The sequence below is a fragment of the Streptomyces sp. CA189 genome (assembly GCF_056428985.1).
Map to the genome: position 1 here is coordinate 15,465 of NZ_JBWJVM010000080.1, position 23,303 is coordinate 38,767.

Below are 23,303 nucleotides of genomic sequence, written 5' to 3' on the forward strand. Positions count from 1 at the left end.
GGCCCGCCAGGTCGGTGGGCCCGGAAATCAGGGCATCAGAAAGAGGCCCACCATCACGGCGGGCCCCCGTCAGGTCATGCGTCTAGTGCACCTCTGGACGACCTTGCGCCGCCAGCGGTGTCCTGCTCGCCCATGCGGAGCGCCGCAGATCACCTGTTGGGGCACGGGCACACGGTCACGCGCTGTCGGTCTACTGCTAGGACTCTGCCAGAGCTTTCCTCTCCGCGCGCGAACCCGCCTGCCGGGCGGCTGCGGCTAGATCGCGCGACAGGAGCAGGCTGAGTGAAGTCTGGATATCTACAGGTTTGATGTATTTGCTTTCACTGTTAGCTTTATCCAAATTGCGCTCAGCTTCATGGACTAGGCGATCAAGGAACTGTGAGACCTGAACGCACATGTGCTCCAGGCCGCCCTGGCTGAGGGAGAGTTCAGGGTGCATCTGGCCCCACACCCTCTCCACCCCACGACCGAAGCCTCTGCTGGGGGTGCGGTCCGTGTCAGACGGATTGGGGGACTTTGGGATGCGGAATGCGCGCTCAAGTTCGGCGTCGCGAGCGATGGCGTCGACGACGTCTTGAGTCTGAGTCTCCTCCCTCTTCGCCTCGCTGGTGAGTTCGCCGGCGCCTTGGAGCACCTCCGTTGTCAGATATTGCAGTGCGGCAGCCGTGTAGGCGCCTGTGTCCTTCGAGATGCGTCGACGCGCTTCCCGGCCCATTCCCCGGATGACAACCGATGTGTTGAACAGCAGCTCGTCGCTGTCAGACTGAAGCGATCCCTCAGGAGCCATGGCAGGGACTTTCCTTTCGGTAGGCACCCGCCTCCCCTGCCCCAAACGTAGACGACGTACCCGGATCGCGTGGTAAACCACTCGATCGTGGCCTATTCGGTGAGACCGGTCAGTGCGCCGATGGCGTCGAACTCCGGCCGCCCTACGAACGTTCGGAAAAACTATCGGGGTTCTGGTGACGTGTGAGGTGCCATGAGATCTTGGACGGGTTGGCTTCGACATGCTTGGTGTCACCGGGACATGCTGCACGACCGTTACGAATCGGCGCAGTTGGGCGCCCTGAAACCGGTGATGGGCTTGTCGCTGGTGCGGGGGTGAGTGGACAGGGGCCTTGGCTCGGACCGTAGGACCGCTGAACGGCATAAACGGAGCGAGTCGTTGCTGGGGTGGTCAGTGCAGCCCGCGTTCCTCGCGGCGGCCCCCTCACCCGGATTCGTGGCTGACCACCCGGAATAACTATGCCTTGCCGATCTGTGTCTCCTTCTTCTCTGCCACCTCACTGCAGTCGAAGCAAAGGTCTGCGGTGGGGCGTGCCTCCAGGCGACGAAGACCGATCTCGGCCCCACAGTGCTTGCACCAGCCGTGCTCCCCGGCCTGGATCAGCTGGAGAGTTTTGTCGATCTTCTTGATCTGCTTTCGCTCCCGATCGCGGTTGCGCAGCTCCAGGGCAAGCTCTTCTTCCTGGCTGGCACGGTCAGCCGGGTCTGCGAAGTTGGCGGCTTCCTCCTTCATATGAGCGACGGTCTTGTCCACGTCGAGCATCAGTTCCTGCTTCCAGGCACCGAGGAGCTTCGTGAAGTGCTTGCGCATGGGCTCACCCATGTACTCCTCGCCAGGAACTGCCTTGTACGGCTCTACCCCATACAAGGGGTTTGAAGTCGACAACCTAGTCCTCCTGCTACACCGGATCTGCGTAGCGTCGGGCCCTGCGGTCCTTTCGATGACCGGTGGGGCAAGCTGGACCTGCGACTGGTACCTCCCGCCGGCCTACGGCGCCGCCGAGATCGGGCCCGCACTCGCCCCGCACCCCGCCAGCCGCACCGGCACACCGGCGCTCCTGGCCTCCCAGCGGGCCGACGGCGGCTGGCCCCGGATCCCGGACGAGCCCTATTCCAGTGCGACGGCCACCGGCCTCGCCCTCACCGCCGGAGGACTCGGCCAGCACGACACCGCCGTCACACGCGGGGTGCGTTTCCTCATCGACTCACAGAAAAAAAACGGCAGTTGGAGTGACCGCCCGGTCATGTACGGTCCCAGGCCCTTCCTCACCGTCACCGCCACCCAGGTCCACGCACTGACCGCCCGCGGACTGCGCGACGCGCTGACCGCCGCCCCACACCGTGACGGAGAACGCCCGTGACCCCACTCCCCGCCGCAGCGCCCGACGAGGACTCGATTCCGGCCGAGGTACGCGACTTCCTGACAGCCCATCAGCCGGATGCATGCGTCTTCGACTTCGACGGCACGCTCGTAGACACCAGCACGATCAACCTCGACGCGATCCGCGCGACCCTCACCGATCTCGGACTGACCGTCCCGGAGCGGTGGCTGCGCGAGGCCCCCCTGGCGGACCTGACCGCCCTGCGCGACCGGCTCCGCAGCGACCTGGGCCTGTCACTGCCCTGCACCGCCCGGAGTTCGTTGACCGGACCCGGTCCCACTGGCTCACCCGCACCCACCTCGCACAGCCGGTAACGCGAGTGGCGGCCCTCGCCCGCCACCTGGCCACGTCCCTTCCCCTGGCCGTGGCCTCGGCCAACGACGGCCACGTCGTCCGCGCCGGCCTCAACGCCGTCGGACTCGCCGATCTCTTCGGCATCATCGTCGCCCGCGAGCACGTCACTCGCCTCAAACCCGCCCCCGACGCCTACCTCCAGGCCACCGCGCAGCTCGACCTCCCAGCGTGTCGGTGCCTCGCCTTCGAGAACACCGACGAAGGAATCGTCGCCGCTCTTACCGCCGGCATGCCCGTGATCGATGTCCGCCCCGCGAGCTGGACCATACACATCATCTGACCCGCGACTGTCGTGCCGGTCCCCGGTGGCAGAAGTCGGTCGATGGATCTGAGAGCGCAACCTGGGGCGTTGCTGGAGCCGCTGCCGCACTACGTGGGTGGGCTACGGGTTCGATCCCCCCGACAGGGAGACAGTGGCCCTGGCGCCGGCCGGACCGTACCGACGCTGCCACGTTCACTGCATCAGTGAGGGCGGGGGCGCGCCTCCCCCGAGGGGCCGGGTGCGGGGCGCCGCTGCGGGGATCTCCGGGGCCGTCCTGCACGCTGTCATGTACCTCGGCCCGGATCAGCATCGTGCTCCTTCTTCCCCACGGACCGACCTTCTGTCACCGCTCCAGCCGCCGCCAGTAAACCTGGCCGGAGCCGAACCCCAACTCCAGCGGTAGGAGCTGCCGAGCGATGTCTCTGCTGAGCACGTACAGGATCCCCTGCAGGCAAGCTGGTCCGACCTCCGACCTCCGACCTCCGGCCGCGGTGCCGGCGACCTCGTCGGCCACGGCGGCAGCAACGGCTCGATCAACGCCCCAAGCCGTCAGCCAGTATTCGCGGCCGAGTGCTCACATCCTCCCGAACGGTCCACTCCTCACAAGGGGGTTCACTTCCGACCAGGCCCACTTCAGCAAGGTCCTCTTCGACCTCTGAGGGATCGTGAGTTCCAGGCTGTCCGTGCCGTCGGCTTGCGACGCAGGTGCCGGGCGACATGGAATGGCCGGGGCCAGGGGTGTACAGGACACGCGAGTCCTGCTCCTGTGAATTGCTGCATACGAATGAGTATGGCCGTGCGCGCTTTAGGAATGGGTCTGCCGGGGCATAGCGGGCGTGATAGGAGTGGGTTGCGCCCCGCCGGAAGTACCGGAGGGGGTTATCGGAAGTGATGGTTTTTCATGGGGTCTCAAGTCATCGAGGAATTCACTGAGGCGCGGCTGAAGGATCTTCTTCAATCATATTTCCAGATCGATCCGACAAAATTGGATGGTTCTGCCAGGTTCTCGGAGTTGGACCTGGATTCGATCGCCGTGATGGAATTGATTGTGGTGATCGAGGAGCAGACCGGAGTCGACGTCCAGGAAAGCCTCCTCGAACAGATGACGCTCGACACCACTCTCGCCCAGGCAGTCGCAGCCGTATCGCAGGTCTTGCGTACGACCGGAGCCTCCACGAAGAACGACGAATGAACCGCCACGCGGTAGCCGTTACCGGACTGGGAATGGTCACACCCGCAGGCATCGACGTCGCTGCCACCTGGGACCGCCTGTGCAGTGGCGACCCCACGGCCGCAGATGATCCGGCGATGGACGGGCTGCCGGTGACGATGTCCTGCCGGGTGGCCGATGCCGATCTCGCGGCTGCCCTGGATCCCGGACTGGCATGGCGCACCGACCGATTCATTCAGTTCGCTCACGCAGCGGCCAAAGAAGCCGTCACTGACGCTGGGCTCGATTCCGCGCTATGGGACGGCAGCCGAGTCGCGGTGGTGATCGGTACCGGGGGCACGAGCCACGACACCACCATCAAGACCTGCCAGACCATGGAGAAGGGGCGTCTCCTGGCGCTTTCGCCCACGACGCTTCCCCGCAGTCTGCCGAATATGGCTGCCGGCGAAGTCGCGACCATGCTCGGGGCGCTGGGTCCCACCCTGGGCGTCAGCACTGCCTGCGCGTCCGGTGCCACCGCCATCGGCATCGCAAGCATGCTGATCCGGTCCGGCGCGTGCGACATCGCAGTGGCCGGTGGGTCCGACTCCGGCCGCAACCGATTGGCCTCGGCGCTGTTCTGGAGGATGGGGGCGCTGTCCACCCGCGTCCACGACCCGGCCGGCGCATCCCGTCCCTTCGACACAGACCGGGACGGCTTCGTCCTGTCCGAAGGCGCCGGAGTCCTCGTCCTCGAACGGGTCGAGCATGCTCGAGCCCGACGAGCCCGGGAGTACGCCCGGCTCACCGGCTACGGATTTTCGGGTGACGCCCACAACCCCACGGTCCCCCATCCCGAAGGCGACGGCGCGGTGCGGGCCATCGACGCAGCCCTGGCCAGCGCCGAACTCGCAGCCGGCGACGTAGGACACGTGAACGCCCACGCCAGCGCCACACGGCTGAACGACCGGGCGGAAGCCACGGCGCTACGCCGTGTTTTCTCCACCCCGCCCCCTGTTACCGCGGTCAAGGGCATCCTGGGGCATCTGCTCGGCGCTGCCGGAGCCGTGGAAGCCGTCTGTTCGGTGCTTTCCCTGCACCATCAACTCATCCCGCCCACCGCCAACCTCGACCAGATGGATCCGGAGATCGACCTCGACGTCGTCACCAAGGTGCCACGGCCTGCCCGTCTGGAGGCAGTGCTCTCCACCTCCTTCGGCTTCGGTGGCCAGAACGCGGCGCTTGTGTTCCAGCGCTCCTGACATCGTCCGGTGACCAGGAGCCTCCAGCTTTCGAGGCATCCGAACCGCGTCCGACCGCGGAGCGGATGGAGGACGACCGGGACCCGGCGCCGACCGCCCGCCCACGGGCCGAAAGTCTGTGATGACCCTTCCCCTCGACTTCCTGACAGAGCTTGAACCGACCGTGGCCCGGCTGTTGGACCGGCACCTGGCTGCCGCGCCCGACTGGTTCCCGCACGCCTACATCCCCTGGAGCCGGGCCGCCGACTTCGACGGCCCCCTCGACGGCACCCCTTGGCAGGCCGACCAGTCCGAGCTCCCGCAGGCCGTAGCGGATGCGCTGACGGTCAACCTGCTGACCGAGGACAATCTGCCGAGCTACCACTTCGAGATCGCCACCCAGTTCGGCCGCGATGGCGCCTGGGGCGCCTGGGTGCACCGCTGGACGGCCGAGGAAGACCGCCACGCCCACGCGCTGCGCGGCTACCTCCATGCACGCCGTGCCGTGGACCCCGTCGCCCTGGAGCGTCAACGCATGCGGCAGGTGTCCACCGGCTACACCAGCAACCACGCATCCTTGCTGCACGGCCTGGCCTACGTCACCGTTCAGGAACTGGCCACCCGCGAGGCCCACCGCAACACCGGACTGGCCTGCGCCGATCCGGTGGCCCGTCAGCTGACCACACGGATCGCCGCCGACGAGAACCTCCACATGATCTTCTACCGCGACTTGTACACCGCCGCAGTGGAGTTGGACCCCGACAGCGCCGTCTGTGCCCTCGCCGACGTCATCTGTGCCTTCGACATGCCGGGCACCACGATTCCCGGATTTCAGCAGCGCGCCCTACGGATCGCCGCATCCGGCATTTACAACCTCGACGTCCACCGCCGTCATGTACTGCAGCCACTGCTGCGCGCCCTGGGAGTGATGACCCGCTCGGGACTCGGCTCCGTGGGCGAGCAGGCCCGTGACAGCATCGGCCGCCATCTCGACGAGTTGCAGAGGAGGGCCGAACGCTCCAACCGACTGTTCGACCGGATGAGAGCTGCTGCACCCGCTGCTCTGCTCCCTTGCCCGGCTACGTCCATTTCGTACGACTAGAGAGGCGGCCGTGAACACCCGGACCGACCAGCGTCATCGCGCAGGCGCCACCGCTGCGGACATCCAGGCCCACTACGACATCGGCAAGGACTTCTACGCCCTCTGGCTTGATCCCGGCCTGACGTACTCCTGCGCCCTGTGGGACGGCATCACGGGCGCGCCCGGGAACACGGACCTGCTGGCGAAGGCACAGCACGCCAAGCTCCGGTACCACCTCGACCAAGCGGGCCTCACGGCGGGCAGCCGGCTGCTGGACATCGGCTGCGGCTGGGGGAGCCTGCTGCGGACGGCCATCCAGGAGTCCGGTGTCCGGCAGGCGGTCGGCCTGACCCTCAGCGCCGACCAGTACGCGCACGTGCGCTCGCTCGGGCTGGCCGGCGTGGACGTCGAAGTCCAGGACTGGCGGGACCACGAGACGGCAGAGCCGTACGACGGCATCGTCTCGATCGGCGCATTCGAGCACTTCGCCCATCAGGACATGTCCCGTGACGAACGAATCGGGGCCTACCGCGCATTCTTCGCGCGCTGCGCCGGATGGCTGCCGCCGCTCGGCCGGCTCAGCCTCCAGACCATCGCGCTGACCGACCATGCGGAACACGACGAGTCGGTACCCGACTTCTTCGCAGGGGAGATCTTCCCCGGATCGGCGCTGCCGCGGCTGTCCGAGATCGCCACCGCGTGCGAGCCGTATTTCGCGATCACCAGACTGCGCGAGGACGGCGCGGACTACGCCCGCACCCTGCGCGGCTGGTCCTCCCGGCTGTTTCAAGCCCGGGAGGAGGCCCAGCTGCTCGTCGGTCCCGACGCCTACCTGCGTTACCGCACCTACCTGCGGGCCAGTGAGATCGTTTTCATGCGCCAGGCTTCGACGCTTTACCGCATCACGCTGCGCCGCTGGCCCGAACGGCGAACTCTCGCAGGGTCGTCAGGCGGTCAGTCGTTCTCCCAATGACAGGAGGAACTTCCGCCGGCGCGGATCGGTGTTCTCAAGGGAGAGCAGGAGATAGAGACTGACCTCGTCGTGTTGGGAATCGTAGGCGAACTCACTGCACACCCATGTGCCGGCAAGCAGATATCCGCGGAGCTTGGGGGGCATCGGAAGGCCGTGGCGGCGGGCGTTCTCCGTGGGCTTCCAGGGGGTGTGAGGGCGTACGTGATAGCGGTCGGGCGCGATGTGACCGCCGGCCGCCACGTGGTCCCGGCAGGCTGCGGCCAGGGCGCCACCATCGAAGAGGGGAAAGGTCATGCGCCCTGAGAGCCAGGCATGGCCGCCGCGCGCCATGTATCGGATCGTTCCCGCCCACAGCATGGCGATGACAGGACCGGTGCGGTGGTCCGGGTGAACGCACACCCGGGTGAGCTCGACGAGCGCCGGCCTCAACGCGTGATGCGGACTCAGATCGAACAGGGTCTCTGAGGTCAAACCGCCTGCCTGCGCGGCACCCCTGGGCGGGAGGAGGCGGTGCATGCCGACCATTTCGCCGGTGTCAGCGCGGCGGACGACGAGATGATCGCAATATTGGTCAACTCCGTCCATCTCCAGGCCGTGCTCTGCGTGATATCGCGATTTGAGTTCCTGATTGAATACTCGGAAGCGTAGCTGCTGGGCTTCGAGGATCGTATTTTCGTCGCGAGCGACGGAAATCGTATAGTGCTGTTCTCCGGATGCTCCGCGACGGTCGGCGGCGGATGTGTCGACCTTTGTTCTCATGTCCCTTTTCTATCGCAAGTGCGCGGGTATGCCCGGCAGGAGAACGTCCCCATGGGTAAAGTCGCCCCATGCTCACGGTGAAGTGGATTCGCGGAAACCCGTGGCGGGTACTGGCGTTGGTCGCGGTGCTGGGGCTGGCTCTACTCCCGGCTGTGATCGGGTGCTCATCCCGGTTGACTCCGTCCGGGTTCACCGCCACCGGGACCGAGTCCGACCGGGCCGACCGTATGATTGAAGAAGAATTCGACCAGCCGTCCGCCGATTTGATGTTCCTGGTCTCCGGCCGAACCTCGATGAAATACGGCGAGGCGGCTGCCCGGGGTCGTGCCCTTGCCCGCGCGGCAGCCGATCAACCGGGCGTGGCACGGGTGTGGAGCTATTGGGACACGGCACTGCCCGCTCTGCTGTCCCGTGACGAGCAGGACGCCTTGATCGGTGTCGAGCTGACCGGAACCGGGGCGCAGGCAGTCAACACGGCGCAGAGCATCGTCCCGCGCCTGGCGGGGACGCACGGGAACGTCTCCGTGGCCGTGGCCGGACCCGTGTGGAGCAATGCGGAAGCAGTCCGGCTGAGCAGAGAGGACCTGCGCCGTGCCGAGATGGCCGCCGCGCCTTTCGTGCTGCTCATCCTGATGGTGACCCTGCGTTCGGCCGCCCTGGCGTTGTTGCCGATGGTGATCGCGGTCGTCTCCATCGCGGCGACGCTGGCGGTGCTGAACGGACTCACGCTCGTGATGCCCGTCTCCGTGTTCGCCGTCAACGTCACAGCGGCACTCGGATTCGGCCTCTCGGTGGATTACGGCCTCCTGGTCCTGATGCGTTGTCGTGAGGAGATGGCGCGCGGAGCGGAGGTAGCCGACGCCGTCGTCCTGGCGGTCCGGTCGGCCGGGCATGCCGTGCTGTTCTCAGCCGCCACGGTCATCGCCTGCATGGCGGCACTGCTCGTCTTTCCGGTGCCGTTTCTGCGTTCACTGGCAGCCGGTGGCATCGCCGTGGTCGCCTTCGCCGCATTGACCGCGGTCTTTGTCTACCCGGCGATGTTGCGGGTCAGTATGCTTCCTGCCGCACGACTGGATCGATGGCTGTTCGACCGGGCGCGAAGGGTGCAGCCGTTCCAGGCGGACAAGATCTTGGACACGCCCAAGACGATCCCGACCGTTCCTGGGTACAGCAGGCTGTGGGCGCGGCTGGGAAGCACCGCCACCAGGCGCCCTGTGCTGTGGGGTGTTTCGGCGGCGCTGCTCTTGCTGAGCTGCGCGATGCCGTTGAACAAGGCGCAGTTCGGTATTGCCGACGAGCGGGTACTGCCGGAGTCCACGCAGGTGCGGCAGACCAGTGAGCTCGTGAGGGCCAAATTTCCGGAGATTACCGGGACCGGCCTGCCCATGGTGCTGAGCGTGGGCGATCCCCGGGCGGCCGGTGTCGCTGCGAGGGTGGACCGTTACGCTCGTGGGCTGTCGTCGATCGACGGCGTCTCCGAGGTGGACACGTTCACCGGCTCCTACCGCGACGGCAGCCGGATCGCCCCGCTGGCTCCGGCACATCACCAGTTCGCCCGCGACGGTGCTGTGCTCTTGACCGTACGCCTGCAATCGGGTGCCCAAGCGGCCGCATCCGAGCGTGTGCTGCAGCGGATTCGTGCACTGCCGGCCTTCGCCCCCCGGGTCGTCGGAGGAACCACTGCCCGCACGGCGGACACGAAGGCGGAGCTCGCCCGCCGCGTTCCGCTCGCCGCCCTCTTGGCCGGGGGCAGTGCGCTGCTCGTGGTGCTGTCCTTCACCGGCGGCCTGTTCGTCTCCATCAAGACGGTTGCCCTTGCCGTCCTCAGCCTGAGCGCCGGCATCGGCTGCATGGTCCCCGTTTTCCAAGAAGGACGCCTCGGCATGGGCGGCTTCACGGTCACCGGGCAGCTGGAGATCAGCATGCTCCTGCTGACGATCTGCATCGCCCTCGGCCTATCCGTGGACTACGAGGTCTTCTTGCTGTCGCGCATCAATGAGCAGTACAGGGCGACCGGAGAGTGCCGTTCCTCGATCGTCTACGGCATGGCCTGCACCGGACGTCTCATCAGTGCCTCGTCTCTGGTGGTGGTGATCACGATGAGCGCCCTGGCCATGTCCCGCATCACCTCGCTGAAACTGCTGGGGACCGGCCTGGCGGTGACCGTCCTGCTGGATGCAACCCTTGTCCGCGCGTTGCTGGTGCCGGCCGCCATGCAGCTGGCGGGGCGGGCGAACTGGTGGCTGCCGGAATGGTCGCGCCGCATCCGCCGGACCAGAGCCGAAGGCCGTGCGAGGAAGGAATGGGGTCTTCCGAAACATCAGCGCTGACAGCGAGCTTAGGACGGGCCAGAGCGCGTGGTGGGCGCGTCGGCTTCCAGACGCTCGGCGGTGGTGGCGTGCAGGACGCATTCGTCAAGGGTGCGTAGGTGGATGGCGAGTCCGGGTGGCGAGGACGTCGAAGTCGCCGAGGTATTCGAAGGAGTCGGCACCGGTGAGGAGGCGGCAGGTGTGGTCGTCGACCGGTTCGACGATGCCGAGGCGAGCGGGCACGCGGTCGGCGATTGGGTCTGCGGGGGCGTGGATGAGGAGCAGGGCGCGCTGTCCTTCGGTGCCGGTGAGGGTTTGGCGATTCAGGTCGCGGCGTCGACGCCGCCGGGTAGGTCGCGGTGTGGGACGCGGGTAGGTTCCGAGCAGGAAACCAGCGTCACGCTCGCACACGGCGCCCATCACTTACGTCGCAAAGTCAGGTCTGGAAGGCTCTGAACTGCGATTATCTTCCACCTGTTTTCGCTGGATCTTTTCCTGACGACGGAACACGTAGAACCGGCGGTGTCTCGTGCGCCAGTAACCTGCGGGGCTGGACTGGTGGCTGACGAGTTGTTCATGCGGGTTCCCCTCAGCCTCACCGTTGACTGGGCGGACGGGGGCTGTGAACGACTCAGCGAGCTCCGGTGCGTGGCCAGGAACCCACTGCATCAGGAGATGTTCGGCTGCGGCGATGTTTCCGTGTGCGTTCAGAGCCGGAAGGTGTCGTCGCCGGCCTCCCGCAGAGTCTGGAGCTGCGCGGGGGAGGGGATGACGGCACGCTTGGGGTCGTACTGCGGTGGCTTGACGCCCAGAAGGGGGTGATCGTCGAAGAGCCCCAGGCGGTGCGCATCGAGGAGGACCGACTTCAGCTTGTCGAATGCGTTCGACTGCGCTGGGAGTCCCACACCGTTGCGCTCCATCGTCCGTATGAAGCCGTCCACCACCTTGTGGTCGAACGTGCTCATCCGGCGGGTGCCGAGCGCGGGGAAGATGTGGTGCTGCAGGAGCGAATCCAGGTGGCTGAGCGGTCACAGCACTAGGTGACGCTGGCCGGCCTTCCACTCGACGGTGTACTCGCGGAACCGCCTCTGACCGTACTTCTCGATGCGCTCGCTCTTCGCCTGCTTCGCCGGGGCGGCCTTCTTCGCTTTGTGGACACCGGTCAGCCGATTGATGGCCTCGTCCCGCGTCAGGAAGCCCGACTCCTCGACCTGGTTGCCGCCGGGGCCCCGGTACCGGACCTTGTAGAAGTGCGGGCACTTCGCCCAGCGGGACGGTGCGTGCTCGCAGTCCTTGAAGAAGCTGCCCATACCGCGTGCCAATGCCGTGGCTGCCATAGGCCCGGACTCCTCGGATACCGATGCTGACGGTTTGCTGACCTTCAGCTATCCGAGGCCCAATTGACCTGCGGAAACGTTGGTGTGCCGCGCTTTGTTCTGGAACTGGATCGGACGGTCCCAAGAGGACATCGCAGGCTTCCGCGAAGACTGGATGAACGGCACCCGCTACGGCGAGGTCAAGGGCTACGACGGCGCTCCGATTCCGGCTCCGGAACTGCACTGACGTTGTCAGGTGTAGGCCGAATGCCGCCCCTGGCACTCCCGTCCAGGAGGACGGAGTCGCGGTGGGGATGATGAAAAAACCCAGTGCCCGCGCAGCTTGCGCTGCGCGGGCACTGGGTTTCCTTGCTATGGCCCGGCGGGCTTGTCAGGAACGCCTGCGAGCCTTGAAGTAGGCGATGCTCTGCCGTGCGGCCGATACGGTGAGGGCCAGGAAGACCGCCTTGAACAGCAACGGAACGAGGGTGAACTCCTCAATGTCGTCCAGCATCAGCACTGCTGCTATCGCCCAGATCCCGAGGATCTCTGTGGGCGGTTTAATCCTGGTGGTCATGTCAGCCGTTCCGATGTGTGGTCAGTCTGCTAGAAGTATCCCCGCCACTTGCGAGAGCGGTAGCGGGAGGTAGGGGACATGGAGTTCAGCAGTCGTCCGTAGAAGTTGCCGATGTACCTGTTCGCGTGGCGGTAGGTGTTGCGGCCGTGCCAGTAGGTGGACGATGAACGAGCGGCCGCGTAGCCCGTGAGTGCGCAGCGTCCCCACGTGCTGCAGGCCCGCCTGACGTACTTCGCGGTACGGATGGGGTGCCTTACGTGGCGCCAGCGGAGTCGAGCCGCTCCCTTGATGACGGGGCCGCCGTACCGGAAGGCGGCGAGCCCCATACCGAACCTCACGGAGGAGTGCAGCATGTCCAGGCTGGCGTGGGACCTGCGCTGGCCTCGCCACCAACTCTTGACCGAACCCCAGAACCTGCCGTCGAGGTCGAACTGGTTGACCGGGTCGCCCGGGTATCCGTAGGCATTGTCGCCGCCGCCGTAGACCGGGTCCGTGGACAGGAAGCGGCCGCTGGTCGGATTGTAGAGACGGACGCCCATCAGCATGATGCCCGTGAGGGTCTCGCTGGAGCGCTGCTTGCCGCCGAGCCAGTTGTAGCGGGTGGCCGACTGTCCGGTCCGTGCGTTGCCGTACTCGTCGTTGTCGAGCACCACGGGTGCCTGACCGGAGTCGAGCGGGAGCTGGAGGGCGACGTCACCGTGGATGTTGGTGAGATGCAGGACGGTGTCGCCGGTCTTGCTGGTGGTGGCCGCAAGGTCGCCGGAGGCGGAGTCCACGTTGCGGGTCAGCGAGCCGGTCGCCGCGTCCTCGGTGATCCAGCGGGGGTTGTCCCCGTCACCGTCGTAGTGGTTGACCTTGGAGCCGGTCTGGGTCCAGGAGGAGCCGCTCCCCGTTTCGGTCTTCCAGGAACGCAGCCGCTGGGCGGCGTCGAGCTGCCAGGTCTGCCGCTTGGAGCCGGAGACCTGCTGGTGGACCATGTCGCTGGAGTAATAGGAAATAGTGCTGTTCGGCACGGTGGTGCTGCGCCCGAAGGCGTCGTAGGCGTAGCCGCTGTCCAGGAGCCGGTCGGCGCTGTCGTAGCTGTGGGTGGTGGTCGTGCCCCCGGTGAGGGGGCAGTCCGCGCCGGGGGTGCCGGCTGCGGAGGTGAGAGACGTGCGGTTGGTGCGGTTGTCGAAGGTGTAGGTCCGCTTCGTGCAGATGGTGTCCGCGGTGTCCTCGACGGTGGTCAGTCGCCCGATGGCGTCGTAGCCGTACGACTGGCCGGACCAGCCCGCGTGCTTGGTGACCTGGCCGTGAGCGGATTCGGACACCGTGTCGGAGAGTACGACCGTGTTGTCGCTGTCGCGCGTGTAGGTCCGCTTCAGCGGGCTTCCGGTGGTGTCCCCTTCCACCTTCAGCGTGTATCCGCCCGGCAGCTTCTCGCTGCTGACGGAGCCGTCGGCGTCGTAGGTGGCCTGGAAGGCGCCTGCGACGGAGTCAGTGACCTTCGTTGCCAGGCCGCGCGGCTCGACTGCGTGATCGTAGGTGTAGACCGCGCTGGACGGGCTGTTGTCAGCCGTATTGACCGGACGGTTGAGAAGGTCGTACGCGGTGGTCGTCGTGCCGCCGTCGGCGTCCGTGTAGGAAGTCTGGCGGCCGAGCTTGTCGAAGGACTTGACGATGGTGCCGCCGGTGTCCGAGGTGACCTTGACGGCGCGGCCGCTGGCCGGGTCGTACTCGGTCGTGGTGGCCGGGACGGCCTGGCCTACCCCGCCGCTAACGGCTACGACCGTGGGACGGCCCGCGTTGTCGTAGGCGGTCGTGGTGGTGCGGGTGACGCCGTTCGCGGTCTCGGTCGTCTTGGCCGCGGTACCCCACCAGTTGTACTCGATGGTGGAGGTCGGCATCTGGGTCGGGTGAGAACCGCCGCCGGTGATCGCTCCGGCGGGTCCGGTCGAGCAGATCTGGTCTGCCCATTCGGGACGGCCCTGGCAGGTGCCGGAGCCGGTCGCGGACCAGTACGTGGTCACACGGGTGCCGGCGTCGGTGCCGTTGGAGCCGGGCAGCAGCTGCTTGGTGACGCGGCCCTGCGAGTCGTATTCGGTGGTCGTGGTGATCGCGAGGCCGCCGGGGTCCTTGATGGACTTCGTGGGCAGACCCTTGGCCCAGTCGTACTCGGTCTGGGTGACCCGGGGCTCGCCCTGGACGGACGGGTGCTCACGCACCTGTGCCCCCGTGGTGACCCTGGTGGGCTGGTCCTTGACCTTCGCGGTGCCGTCCGTGGGCCGGCCCGCGTCGTACTCGTTGGTCGTCCAGCTACGCGCTGTGGCCGAGGTGCCGGCCGGGGCGAGTACGGTCGTGCCGGACTTCAGGTCGGCAGTGAGTTCGATCCGCCGCAGGGGTCCGAACTCTTCCAGTTCACGGTTGCCGTCCGCGTCGTAGACCGACGAGGTGGACAGCAGGACGGCCCGCTCCGCCGAAGGCAGGGAGGCAATGCCGAGGTCGTTCTGCGCGGCCCGGTCCTCGGCGGTCACGCCGAGCGCGAGGGACCGGTTCGAGGCCGAGAGCTCGCGCACGCTGTTGCCGAAGCGGTCGTGCTCGGTCGTGGTGATGTGTCCGCCGGGCTTGACCGTGTTCACCGAACGTCCGGAGACGTTCAAGTACGTGATGTCGGCGCGCTGGTAAGCCGAGTTTGTCAGGCCCTCGCCCGAGTGGGAGGAGGGTACCGAGTCACCGGGGAACACAGCGGCCGCATCGGTGGGGGCGTCGTGCTGTCCCCAGGCCTTCACGTCGGCGGAACCCATGGCGTGCGGGGCCTTGGCCCCGGTCAGCGGGACGTCGTAGACGACCGAGGTGACCGCGGTCCCCTCCAGCACGTCGTTGGTCCCCTGCTTGAGGCCGGAGCGGGACGCCGTCAAGAGCATGCCGTCACCGGCGGTGGCAGCGTTGCCCGCCTGACCATAGGTGAAGGACCACGGCAGCTCTCCGGACGGGGTGAGACCGGTGACCCTGCCCGCAGCGTCGTAGGCGTACTCCGTCTTCAGGCCCGGGCTCAGCTGCGGGTTCCACGCCTGGCGCAGCCGGCCGCTCGTGTCGTAGGTGTACGTCTGCACCACCTTGGAGGTGGCATTCGCTGCCCCCGGCTCGGTGGACCACAGCCGGATCTCCCGCACCTGGCCGGTGAAGTCACCGAAAACCAGGTCAGTGGCCGTGGTGGAATCCGCGTACGCGAACTCCAGTGCCCGGCAGCCCTTCGTGGAAGGGGTCGCGGTGCAAGCGGCTGCCGAGGCTGCCGAGGTGGCGGCTATGACCCGCTTGGGACGGGCAAGCTTGTTGCCGTTCACCGTCACGGTCTCGGAGACGACCGTGGTCGTGGTGTTGGCCAGCCCGTTCAGCAGCGTGGAGGTGACCTGCCAGGTGCTGGCGGCAGGGTCGATGCGGGTGAACTCCGTTACCGTGCCGTCCGTGTCGGACAGCGTGAAGTTGCCGGCCACGCTACCGGTGAGGGTGAGGTCCTCGGAGCCCGGCTCGGGGATCCAGCCGGTCTTCGCCGTGTTGGCGGTGAAGTGGACAGCGTTGCCGTCGGGGTCGAGCACGTCGACGGCAGTGTCCGAGATCCTGCGAAGGTTCGAGTACTGCGACTCCTCGGACTCGGCAGTGGTACCCGACACCCACTCCTTGCCGAAGATCGATGCCTGGCCCTCCTGGTTGGCCCCCTTGTCCGGGGTCCGGGAGGAAGCGGTCCGGGTGACCGACAGCCCGAAGGCGGAGACATCGGTGCCGGACAGAGCGAAGTCACCCGTCAGCAGGTTGACGCTGCCAGGACCCACCTCGTCCGTGGCCGCACCGCTCGCGTTGCGGTCCACAACGACGGTGAGGGGTTCGGTCGCGGCGGCAGCAGAGTTCGGGCCGGTGAAGTCGGCCTTGATCTGCGCGGTGCCATCGGGGTTGACGGTGTCCGTCGCGTTCCATGCCAGCGGTGCGTTCTTGCCCGCCGTCATCGGTACGGGCCAGGCCGTGAGCGGGGTTCCGCCGGAGGTGACGTGGCCTGCCGGAATCTGGACCCAGGGGTCGGCCTCGGAGCGTCGCCACGAGAAGGAGACGTTGTCGAACTTGCCGCCGTCGGCTTCCGCGACGAGGGACAGTCGGCGAGCGGTGCGCTCGCCGGCGACCGGCTGCACGAACCCTCCGGGGCCCGCGTGGAAGGTGTAGGACACGGCGTCGGACTTGTTGTCGGCCTTGTCGACGGCCCGGACCTGCAGGGTGTGCGTGCCGTCCTTGGGCGGTGCGACAGCTATGGCCTTGGTCCCGGAGGCTCCATCGGTGGGCACCTTGGTCCAAGTGGCGCCGTCCAGCGACCATTCCAGCCAGTTGTGGTCGCCGCCGCTCGGCGGGGTCACGCTAAAGCTGCCGCTCTGACCGGCGCCCTTGACCCATGCATTGGCCGGGTAGTCGGTCGAGGTGAGACCCGTGGGTGCGGAAGGTGCGGCGGTGTCGACCGTAAAGGTCTTCCAGGCCGACCAGCCCAGGTTGTAGTGGGTGCCGTCGTACGGGGACGAACGGAACTTGTACGTCTTGCCGCTGGTGAGCACCCCGGCGGGGACGGTCACCGGCGCGGCCTGACCGGACGGCACGAAGGCGGAGCGCAGGACTTCGCCGACCTGGGTGTCCGTCGCTGCGTCGAAGATCTGGTACGCGCCCTGGACGTTGTCACCGTTGGCATCGATGAACGTGTCGCGAAGGATCGGGTTCACGGTGTTGACCGTGTAGACACCGCCGTAGGAGAAGAACGGCGGGCCGGCCTCCTGCTTGGTGCCGGTCCTCGGCCGGTAGTTGTAGGTGACGGTCAGCTTGGGCACGTTCGCGGAGGCGTTGGCCGAGTTGACGCGCTTCCACTGCTTGGTGTTGTTCTCGTCCGGGGCGCGCAGGCCCATGCTGGAGAACGTCCACTTGTTGTTGGCCCAGTGCTGGACCAGGCTCGTGACGTCCGCGTTGATCCAGCCGTCGGGCTGGGACGCGCACGACGGGCTGCCCTTGGTCTGGGTGGAGGTGGCCATCTTGGTGACCATGGCCGGCTGGTTGGTCCAGCGGGAGGCCGTAGTGGGCCCATTGGCGGTCCACACGTCCCACGGCTGGGCAGTGCAGTCGGTGTTTCCGGAGTGGAAGTTCCACAGCGACAGCTGGGCACTGGAGATCAGCGCGTCAGCGACGGGAGCAGTGTTCCACGTGATGAAGGAACGCGCCGTGCGGAAGGTGCCGTTGGCGTTCTTCGTACCCGGGTTTCCGAAGTCCAGTTCGGTGTCGTTGGACCAGTCGACGGTCTCGCCCTGCTGGACGTAGGTGTCGAACAGGTTGCCCAGCACGGATGTCGACGGGTCGACGGTGACCGGGTACTTGGTGGCGGGATCGGCCAGGAATCCGGCGTCCGGAGTGATCACCAGGTCGATGCCGCCGGAGGTCTTGACGACCTTCATGCCGACCTTGGCCCGACGGGTGTGCTCGCCGGAGGCGGCATCCACGGTCGAGTCCCACATGACGGGTGCGGGCATGGTCGCGGTCTTGTTCGACTTCTTGTCGGTGAACAGCACGCTGCCGTCCGGCTGCTGCTCGGCCTTCAGGCCCTTGGTTCGCAGCGGCAGGGTGTACGAGAAGCCCGGCTCGGGTCGGTTCTTGACCTCGACGAACTGTTCGAAGCCGGTGCGGGTGGCCTCTACGACCACGTCCGCACCGGTCACGGCGTTCTCGTAGGTGGCCAGGGTGCCGTCCAGCTTCGGCGTCGGCAGACTGCCGCGCCACTGCAGGGTGATCGCCTCGTCGCCCTGGCCGAGGGTGACCAGGTCGGTGGTGGGGGCCGCTTGGGCGGAGCGCAGGGACGGAGCAGCCTCGCCGGACTTGCGCGGCTTGCCTGTGGCGCCGGACAGCTTCAGTCCGCGGGGGTGGGCCTTCGAGGCGACCGAGCCGTCGGCGGAGGCGGCGAGCGAGACGTCGACGTCGCGCCAGTCACCTGTGGTCGGGTCCTTGAAGCGGATCGGGCCTGCCGATACCTCGCTGGTGAGGGATCCGTCCTTGTTGACCCAGGTGGTGGAGGTCTCCGTACGCTCGGAGAGCGCCTCTACCCGCTGTCCGGACAGCTTGGCCGCGACCCCGGCGGAAGCGATGTCGCCGGCATGGGTGACCTTCGGGGTGCTCTGCGCAGCCGTTTGGCCCTTCTCGGTTGCCGCTGCCGCGCTGGATATGTCGAGAACGGCCAGCGCCATGACCAGAGACACGCCGCCTGCGAGGGTTCGCAGGCTTCTCTCTGACCACAGCCGCCCACGTTCTAGCTCTGGGTCGAGTTGATGGTTATTCATGTTCCCTCGGTGGGTTGCTCGTTGCACTGCGTGGAGAGTGCTGGATGAAGTTAACCGAGTTCTGAAGATCAACAGGGGGGATAAAAGCGGCATAAGCGTTATGCGGTATCCATAGAGCGATGTGACAAGAGGCACAGGGGGCGGGACCGCATCCGGACGCTCGGCCAGTTCCCGCGCGGTCACACCGCCACGGGCAGACGAAGTGCCGGTGTCCTCCGTGTGGGGCGGTCCGGTTCCCGGGCCGCCGTGCGGGGCCGTGGTCTCTCCCCATGAGCCCGGCGATGTCGAACTGCCCGGTGAGTGCCTCGGTCAGGGTCGGCTTCTTTTTCACCAGGCTCCCCTTGGCGAGATCCTCGAGTGTTCGGGGGCTGCCTTCACCGGCGGCCAGGGCGTCGAGCGCGGCCCGCCCGGAGAGGCCGAAGAGGTGCGAGGCGACGTCTGACAGCTTGATCTGCGCGTCCTGCAGGGCCTTGTCCACCCGGTGCTTGTGCCGGGTAAGTTCCTGGACGAAGACCGTGCGCGTGCGGGTGAGGTCCCTCAGCTGCCGGACCGGCTTCGGAGGGACGAACGAAGCCCGGACCATGTCGAGTTCGGCGAGCTTGGCCGGCCAGACCGCGTCCAGCTTGTCGGTCTTCGGCCGGCCCGGGACGTTCTTCACATCGCGGGTGCTGACCGGCCGGCATTCCAGGCCGGCGGCGGACGTGGAGGCTCCGCTTCGTCTTGTGTACGCCGGGCGGCAGATAGACCGTGCCGCCCTCTGTGGTGCCGTGCGGGTCAGTTCCCGGAGGTCGGCGTTGAGCTCTTCCGTGTCGGGAGCGATCAGGAAGCCCGCCTGCTCCAGATTCCGGGTCGGCACATGGCGAAGGCGGCCGTTGGAGCCGCCGACGACCACGGCCTTGGTGGCGTCCGGGAGACCGGCCTGGGAGGCCTTGCGGCCGTGGAGGCTCAGGACGTTGGCGCTTGCCGCCGCCATGGAGCGAGCCACCGTGTCGTTGTTGGCCGTGGAGCTGACTGGGTGTCGGTGGTGTGGGAGGAGTCGACGGCCATGAAGTCGGTGGAGCGTCTGCGCGGGACTGGCTGACGGCTGAGCGGAAGGCGCCGGTAGGGTCCCTCTCGTCTGATCATCTGTTGTGCCGCAGGGGGTACCCGCATGTCCGCATCCACGTCCAAGTCCACGCCGAGCCGCAGATCGGCTCTCGCCGCCCTCGTAGGGGTGGCGGCGGGCAGTTCGTTGCCGCTCGCCTCGTCCGCCGTCGCGGCCACGCCGACCATGGCCGCCGCGACGACCACGACGACCACGACGGCCGCCGTGCCGACGGCGCCTGGCGGGCGGCTCCCGATGGTGCTCGACCCGAGCGATCCGTGGCACTTCGGCGCCCACCCGGCCGGGGCGCTGACCACCCGTACGGTCGCCGGCACCCCCACGCTCCTGGAAGTGTCCGACCAGCGGGGGGTGCTCGCCACCCTCACCACCGGCGCGAAGACGGTCACGCTGCGCGGACCGAAGCGCTGGTTCACCGAGCAGAAGAAGCCATTCTCTGACGCCTTCTCCCGGACCCTTCCCACCGGCCAGACCGGCTGGGGCTCCTCTCCCGGCGGCGGCAAGTGGTCCACTTACAACGGCGCCGACGCGGACTACTTCCTGGAAAGCGGCCGGGCCGCCATACAGCTCACCGCCACGAACGCCAGCCGCCACGCCCTGCTCCCCGACAAGGCCGTGGGGGACGTCGACGCACGCGCCCGTTTCTCCTTCGACAAGGTGCCCACCGGCGCACCCGTCTCGCTCGCCCTCACCTTCGCGGCGGCGGACGTCAACAACCATTACCGGGCCCGGCTGAACATCACCCCCGCCGGCGAGATCCAGCTCCTGATGGAGAAGGAACTGGCCGATACCACGAGCACGTTGAGCCCGGCCGTCACGGTCGGCACCGGCTTCGCCGCCTTCGACCACTGGTGGGTCCGGGTGGAGAAGACCGGTGACGTCCTGCGCGCCCGCGCCTGGTCGAACAACGCGTCGGAGCCGACAACCTGGCACCACAGCCTGCGCGACCCCGAGAAGGACCCGGCCAAGGTCTTCGGCTCCGGCACCCTCGGGGTCCGGGCGCTGGCCTCCTCCGGCGCAACGGTGCCCGTGGAGGCCCGCGTCTACGACTTCGACGTGGTCTCGGCCGACTGGACCGACCCGCCGGTGATCAGCCACGACACCTGGGTACGAGTGCTGCCCGCGCCCTTCGACGGCAGCTGGACCCCCGCCCTCGAGCAGCAGATCCGCGCCTGGGCGGGCGACACCTCCCCCGACGCCCTCGCGTACGCCTCGATGTTCCGGCCCTTCGCCCCCGCCGTGACCGACGCCGCACTCCAGGGTGCCAAGGTGCTCGGCACATCCGGGTACAGCGAGATGGACGCCGCCGGGCTGCGCTTCGTCGGCGCCGACTTCCACGACTACATGGGGCTCAACTGGACCTTCCCCGTGAGCGGCGAGCCCGTCGACGCGGAGACGCAGTTCAAGGGCCACCTCGACTGCTCGGGCTTCGTTCGGATGGTCTACGGCCACCACCTGGGCATCCCGATGGTCGTCTCCAAGAACTTCGACGGTCGCAACCTGCCCCGCACCTCGAAGAACCAGTCCGCCTCCGGCCCCGGCGTGTTGGTGGCAAAGGGCACCGGCGCGGCACCGGCGCTCACCTCGCTGCGGATCGGTGACGTGGTCTTCTTCGACGCCACCGACGCCGACCCGAACGACCTCGAGACCACCGACGGGGTGATCGATCACACCGGAATCTACGTCGGGCAGGACCAGCACGGCGGTCTGCGCTTCGTCTCCAGCCGCAGGACGCCGAACGGGCCGACCCTGGCGGATCTCGGAGCGAAGTCGATCCTCAACGGCAAGCAGGCGGTTCCCGCCGAAGGCGTCAAGGGTGACCTGTACACCACCTCGCTGCGGGTGATCCGCCGGTTCTGACGGCGGCGGTTCAGGCCCGGCCGGGGAAACTTCCACCCGGCCGGGCCCACCGCGTTCGCGTGCCCCCTCCGTGCCGCGCCGATGGTCGGGTCGACGTAGACGTCATCGGCCACGGTGTTACGGGTATTGACCGCAGCAGCCTCGCCGTTGGGCAACCCGCAGCCGCTCGGCAGGGGAACTTCTGGTCGTCCGTACCCGTACAGATCTTGTCGTGGCCGCCGGCCGAGACGCCCGGGATCACCCGCACCATGAGCTTCTGGCGGCCGGACGGCCCGACGGAGGCGGCGATGCGCGCCATCTCGGGCGGGAATCCCGTGGTGACGGCGAGCTCCAGCTCCCCGGCCGAGCACACGTCCAGGCCCAGCCCCACCTCCGTACCCAGCGGACCATGGCGCGGGAGAGGAACGCCTTGGCCGCGTCCAGCACGTAGACGGTCGTGCCGAACCGCTCGGCGATCTCGGTGAGGGGAACCCCGCCGACGGCCGGGCCGCCGTGCGGGAGCGGCCTTGTGGACCTCGGCCATACGGACAGCTCACCGCCGGTGGGAGCCTCCGGGAGAGCGGCTGTGGTCATGATCTGCTCCCCTTCAGGCCGTGTGGGCCGTGGTCTCGGATGCCCGCGTGAGCGGGGCTCCGGCGGGTCCGGCGTCCGCCCGTGTGACCGGGGGCGCGGTGAGGGTCGGGTCCACGGTCAGCAGGGACGCGCCGAGCGGCCGGGCCATCGCACGGAGCGCGGCCTCGGAGAGCCGGATCCAGGGCTGGGCCGTGCCGAGCGTGGCGGCCAGCCGTTCCGGGCTGATGAAACCGACGGCGGTACGGGCTCCGAGCGGGGTGCGGAACAGCCGCACGACGACGTGCTCTCCTCCCGGCCGGGCGGGCACGTACAGAGGCCCGGCCGGGCGCTGTTCCTCGGGCTCGGCGTCGGATTCGTCGTACTGGAACAAGCACATGGGGCCCTCCTCGGGGAACCACGAGTGGCAGGTGACGTCCCGGCGCGGGGAGGCGGTCCGGGACGTGCAACCGAAGCTATCCCCGGCCCCGCGCCCCCGAGGTCACCCCCTGACGGGACCCATACGGCCATCGGCCCACTCCATACGGATCACTGACGGCAGGACCCGGGGCCATCAGGCCGGTTTGACCTTGCCGCGACGTCAGGGTTTGTACTGAGTGGCATCCGGTCCGAGGCGCACCGAGCTCGCGGGACGGCTATCCGAGAGGACTCCCAGATGACCACGACCACCGCTGTCGAGAAGAACATGGCCCTGCTGCGCACCGCGTACCGGCTGGTGGAGAGCGGGGACTTGGACGCGGCCGAGCGGCTGCTGAGCGAAGACTTCATCGCCAACGTCCCCGGATGCCCCGACCCGCTGCACGGCCGGGAGACCTGGCGGGCGGGCACGCAGATGATGAAGGACGCGTTCCCCGATCTGAAGATCGACGTGCGGGACATGTTCGGCGTCGGCGACAAGGTGACGGTGCTGGTCGACTTCCAGGCCACGCACCGGGGTGCGTTCCAGCAGTTCGAGGCGACCGGCCGCCGGGTCGGCTACCGCAGCGTCGAGGTCTACCGCTTCGAGGGCGACCGGATCGCCGAGGAATGGGTCGCTCCGGACCTGCTCAGCCTCATCCAGCAGATCTCACCCGCCCCGGCCACCGCCCACTGACGCCGCGCTAGTGCGCCAGGGGCCCCTCCCGTTCGGCGGTTTCTAGGGGTCGTCGCAACACGTGGTTGGTTGTTCAGGCCGCGAGGAGTTTATGCAGGCGCTCGGCTGGGGTTTCCCAGCCGAGCGTTTTGCGTGGTCGGCCGTTGAGCTGGGCGGCGA

Annotated in this window: 20 protein-coding genes and 3 pseudogenes; 12 read left to right on the top strand and 11 right to left on the bottom strand. The window is 67.6% G+C overall.

What is annotated here, in order from left to right:
- Positions 1 to 196: 196 nt before the first annotated feature.
- Positions 197 to 787: a hypothetical protein gene (locus AC061S_RS36775; RefSeq protein WP_478690218.1), complete on the bottom strand. Its 591-nt coding sequence runs from the start codon at positions 785 to 787 to the stop codon at positions 197 to 199.
- A gap of 456 nt (positions 788 to 1,243) precedes the next feature.
- Positions 1,244 to 1,609: an RNA polymerase-binding protein DksA gene (gene dksA, locus AC061S_RS36780; RefSeq protein ID WP_478690219.1), complete on the bottom strand. Its 366-nt coding sequence runs from the start codon at positions 1,607 to 1,609 to the stop codon at positions 1,244 to 1,246.
- 118 nt (positions 1,610 to 1,727) lie between these two features.
- Here dksA and AC061S_RS36785 point away from each other — a divergent pair, with 118 nt between their 5' ends.
- From AC061S_RS36785 to AC061S_RS36815, 7 genes are all read left to right on the top strand, one after another.
- A complete protein-coding gene (locus AC061S_RS36785) occupies positions 1,728 to 2,147 on the top strand; it encodes a hypothetical protein (RefSeq protein WP_478690220.1) in 420 nt (139 codons plus the stop codon).
- Complete coding sequence (locus tag AC061S_RS36790; protein ID WP_478690221.1) at positions 2,144 to 2,482, top strand: hypothetical protein; 339 nt, start codon at positions 2,144 to 2,146, stop codon at positions 2,480 to 2,482. Before AC061S_RS36785 ends, AC061S_RS36790 begins: the two co-directional genes overlap by 4 nt.
- A gap of 5 nt (positions 2,483 to 2,487) precedes the next feature.
- A complete protein-coding gene (locus tag AC061S_RS36795) occupies positions 2,488 to 2,802 on the top strand; it encodes an HAD family hydrolase (protein ID WP_478690222.1) in 315 nt (104 codons plus the stop codon).
- 883 nt (positions 2,803 to 3,685) lie between these two features.
- Positions 3,686 to 3,976, top strand: a complete 291-nt coding sequence (locus AC061S_RS36800; RefSeq protein ID WP_478690223.1) for an acyl carrier protein — start codon at positions 3,686 to 3,688, stop codon at positions 3,974 to 3,976.
- Positions 3,973 to 5,196 (top strand): beta-ketoacyl-[acyl-carrier-protein] synthase family protein, encoded by a 1,224-nt coding sequence (locus AC061S_RS36805; RefSeq protein WP_478690224.1) that lies wholly within the window; start codon positions 3,973 to 3,975, stop codon positions 5,194 to 5,196. Before AC061S_RS36800 ends, AC061S_RS36805 begins: the two co-directional genes overlap by 4 nt.
- A 121-nt stretch (positions 5,197 to 5,317) precedes the next feature.
- Entirely contained in the window at positions 5,318 to 6,277 is a 960-nt protein-coding gene (locus tag AC061S_RS36810) for an acyl-ACP desaturase (protein ID WP_478690225.1), read from the top strand.
- 10 nt (positions 6,278 to 6,287) lie between these two features.
- Complete coding sequence (locus AC061S_RS36815) at positions 6,288 to 7,229, top strand: class I SAM-dependent methyltransferase (protein ID WP_478690226.1); 942 nt, start codon at positions 6,288 to 6,290, stop codon at positions 7,227 to 7,229.
- Here AC061S_RS36815 and AC061S_RS36820 read toward each other — a convergent pair.
- Positions 7,203 to 7,988 (bottom strand): GNAT family N-acetyltransferase, encoded by a 786-nt coding sequence (locus AC061S_RS36820; protein WP_478690227.1) that lies wholly within the window; start codon positions 7,986 to 7,988, stop codon positions 7,203 to 7,205. The two genes, AC061S_RS36815 and AC061S_RS36820, sit on opposite strands and share 27 nt — an antisense overlap.
- 68 nt (positions 7,989 to 8,056) lie before the next feature.
- Between AC061S_RS36820 and AC061S_RS36825 the strand changes: the two genes are divergently transcribed.
- Together AC061S_RS36825 and AC061S_RS36830 are read left to right on the top strand one after the other, a co-directional pair.
- Positions 8,057 to 10,318: an MMPL family transporter gene (locus tag AC061S_RS36825; protein ID WP_478690228.1), complete on the top strand. Its 2,262-nt coding sequence runs from the start codon at positions 8,057 to 8,059 to the stop codon at positions 10,316 to 10,318.
- Positions 10,319 to 10,420: 102 nt separating this feature from the next.
- A complete protein-coding gene (locus tag AC061S_RS36830; RefSeq protein ID WP_478690229.1) occupies positions 10,421 to 10,753 on the top strand; it encodes a hypothetical protein in 333 nt (110 codons plus the stop codon).
- Between the two features lie 251 nt (positions 10,754 to 11,004).
- Here AC061S_RS36830 and AC061S_RS36835 read toward each other — a convergent pair whose 3' ends face one another.
- Positions 11,005 to 11,262: a hypothetical protein gene (locus tag AC061S_RS36835; RefSeq protein ID WP_478690230.1), complete on the bottom strand. Its 258-nt coding sequence runs from the start codon at positions 11,260 to 11,262 to the stop codon at positions 11,005 to 11,007.
- Between the two features lie 63 nt (positions 11,263 to 11,325).
- Entirely contained in the window at positions 11,326 to 11,634 is a 309-nt protein-coding gene (locus AC061S_RS36840) for a hypothetical protein (protein WP_478690231.1), read from the bottom strand.
- Between the two features lie 94 nt (positions 11,635 to 11,728).
- Here AC061S_RS36840 and AC061S_RS36845 point away from each other — a divergent pair.
- Positions 11,729 to 11,860 (top strand): annotated as a pseudogene (locus AC061S_RS36845) (pirin family protein); the annotation flags it as partial.
- A gap of 144 nt (positions 11,861 to 12,004) precedes the next feature.
- Here AC061S_RS36845 and AC061S_RS36850 read toward each other — a convergent pair.
- The 4 genes and pseudogenes from AC061S_RS36850 to AC061S_RS36865 form a co-directional block, all read right to left on the bottom strand.
- Positions 12,005 to 12,190, bottom strand: a complete 186-nt coding sequence (locus AC061S_RS36850) for a hypothetical protein (protein ID WP_478690232.1) — start codon at positions 12,188 to 12,190, stop codon at positions 12,005 to 12,007.
- 29 nt (positions 12,191 to 12,219) lie between these two features.
- Entirely contained in the window at positions 12,220 to 18,426 is a 6,207-nt protein-coding gene (locus AC061S_RS36855; protein ID WP_478690236.1) for a DNRLRE domain-containing protein, read from the bottom strand.
- Between the two features lie 85 nt (positions 18,427 to 18,511).
- Positions 18,512 to 19,342, bottom strand: coding sequence for an IS110 family transposase (locus AC061S_RS36860; RefSeq protein WP_478690237.1), 831 nt, complete (start codon positions 19,340 to 19,342; stop codon positions 18,512 to 18,514).
- Positions 19,331 to 19,537, bottom strand: a pseudogene (locus AC061S_RS36865) (poly-gamma-glutamate hydrolase family protein); the annotation flags it as partial. The gene AC061S_RS36860 and the pseudogene AC061S_RS36865, both read right to left, overlap by 12 nt.
- 132 nt (positions 19,538 to 19,669) lie before the next feature.
- Here AC061S_RS36865 and AC061S_RS36870 point away from each other — a divergent pair.
- Positions 19,670 to 21,481, top strand: coding sequence for an NlpC/P60 family protein (locus tag AC061S_RS36870; RefSeq protein ID WP_478690233.1), 1,812 nt, complete (start codon positions 19,670 to 19,672; stop codon positions 21,479 to 21,481).
- Between the two features lie 175 nt (positions 21,482 to 21,656).
- Here AC061S_RS36870 and AC061S_RS36875 read toward each other — a convergent pair.
- Positions 21,657 to 22,054: pseudogene (locus AC061S_RS36875) on the bottom strand (diaminopimelate decarboxylase); the annotation flags it as partial.
- 13 nt (positions 22,055 to 22,067) lie between these two features.
- Entirely contained in the window at positions 22,068 to 22,430 is a 363-nt protein-coding gene (locus AC061S_RS36880) for an SAV_915 family protein (RefSeq protein ID WP_478690234.1), read from the bottom strand.
- A 276-nt stretch (positions 22,431 to 22,706) separates the two neighbouring features.
- Here AC061S_RS36880 and AC061S_RS36885 point away from each other — a divergent pair, with 276 nt between their 5' ends.
- A complete protein-coding gene (locus AC061S_RS36885) occupies positions 22,707 to 23,144 on the top strand; it encodes an ester cyclase (protein ID WP_478690235.1) in 438 nt (145 codons plus the stop codon).
- The last annotated feature ends 159 nt before the right edge of the window (positions 23,145 to 23,303 follow it).

Coding starts and splice junctions, on each gene's coding strand:
- AC061S_RS36775 (WP_478690218.1), bottom strand. CDS start 787: ATGGCTCCTGAGGGATCGCTTCAGTCTGACAGCGACGAGCTGCTGTTC.
- dksA (WP_478690219.1), bottom strand. CDS start 1,609: ATGGGTGAGCCCATGCGCAAGCACTTCACGAAGCTCCTCGGTGCCTGG.
- AC061S_RS36785 (WP_478690220.1), top strand. CDS start 1,728: ATGACCGGTGGGGCAAGCTGGACCTGCGACTGGTACCTCCCGCCGGCC.
- AC061S_RS36800 (WP_478690223.1), top strand. CDS start 3,686: ATGGGGTCTCAAGTCATCGAGGAATTCACTGAGGCGCGGCTGAAGGAT.
- AC061S_RS36805 (WP_478690224.1), top strand. CDS start 3,973: ATGAACCGCCACGCGGTAGCCGTTACCGGACTGGGAATGGTCACACCC.
- AC061S_RS36810 (WP_478690225.1), top strand. CDS start 5,318: ATGACCCTTCCCCTCGACTTCCTGACAGAGCTTGAACCGACCGTGGCC.
- AC061S_RS36820 (WP_478690227.1), bottom strand. CDS start 7,988: ATGAGAACAAAGGTCGACACATCCGCCGCCGACCGTCGCGGAGCATCC.
- AC061S_RS36825 (WP_478690228.1), top strand. CDS start 8,057: ATGCTCACGGTGAAGTGGATTCGCGGAAACCCGTGGCGGGTACTGGCG.
- AC061S_RS36830 (WP_478690229.1), top strand. CDS start 10,421: ATGGCGAGTCCGGGTGGCGAGGACGTCGAAGTCGCCGAGGTATTCGAA.
- AC061S_RS36835 (WP_478690230.1), bottom strand. CDS start 11,262: ATGAGCACGTTCGACCACAAGGTGGTGGACGGCTTCATACGGACGATG.
- AC061S_RS36840 (WP_478690231.1), bottom strand. CDS start 11,634: ATGGCAGCCACGGCATTGGCACGCGGTATGGGCAGCTTCTTCAAGGAC.
- AC061S_RS36850 (WP_478690232.1), bottom strand. CDS start 12,190: ATGACCACCAGGATTAAACCGCCCACAGAGATCCTCGGGATCTGGGCG.
- AC061S_RS36855 (WP_478690236.1), bottom strand. CDS start 18,426: ATGGCGCTGGCCGTTCTCGACATATCCAGCGCGGCAGCGGCAACCGAG.
- AC061S_RS36870 (WP_478690233.1), top strand. CDS start 19,670: ATGTCCGCATCCACGTCCAAGTCCACGCCGAGCCGCAGATCGGCTCTC.
- AC061S_RS36880 (WP_478690234.1), bottom strand. CDS start 22,430: ATGTGCTTGTTCCAGTACGACGAATCCGACGCCGAGCCCGAGGAACAG.
- AC061S_RS36885 (WP_478690235.1), top strand. CDS start 22,707: ATGACCACGACCACCGCTGTCGAGAAGAACATGGCCCTGCTGCGCACC.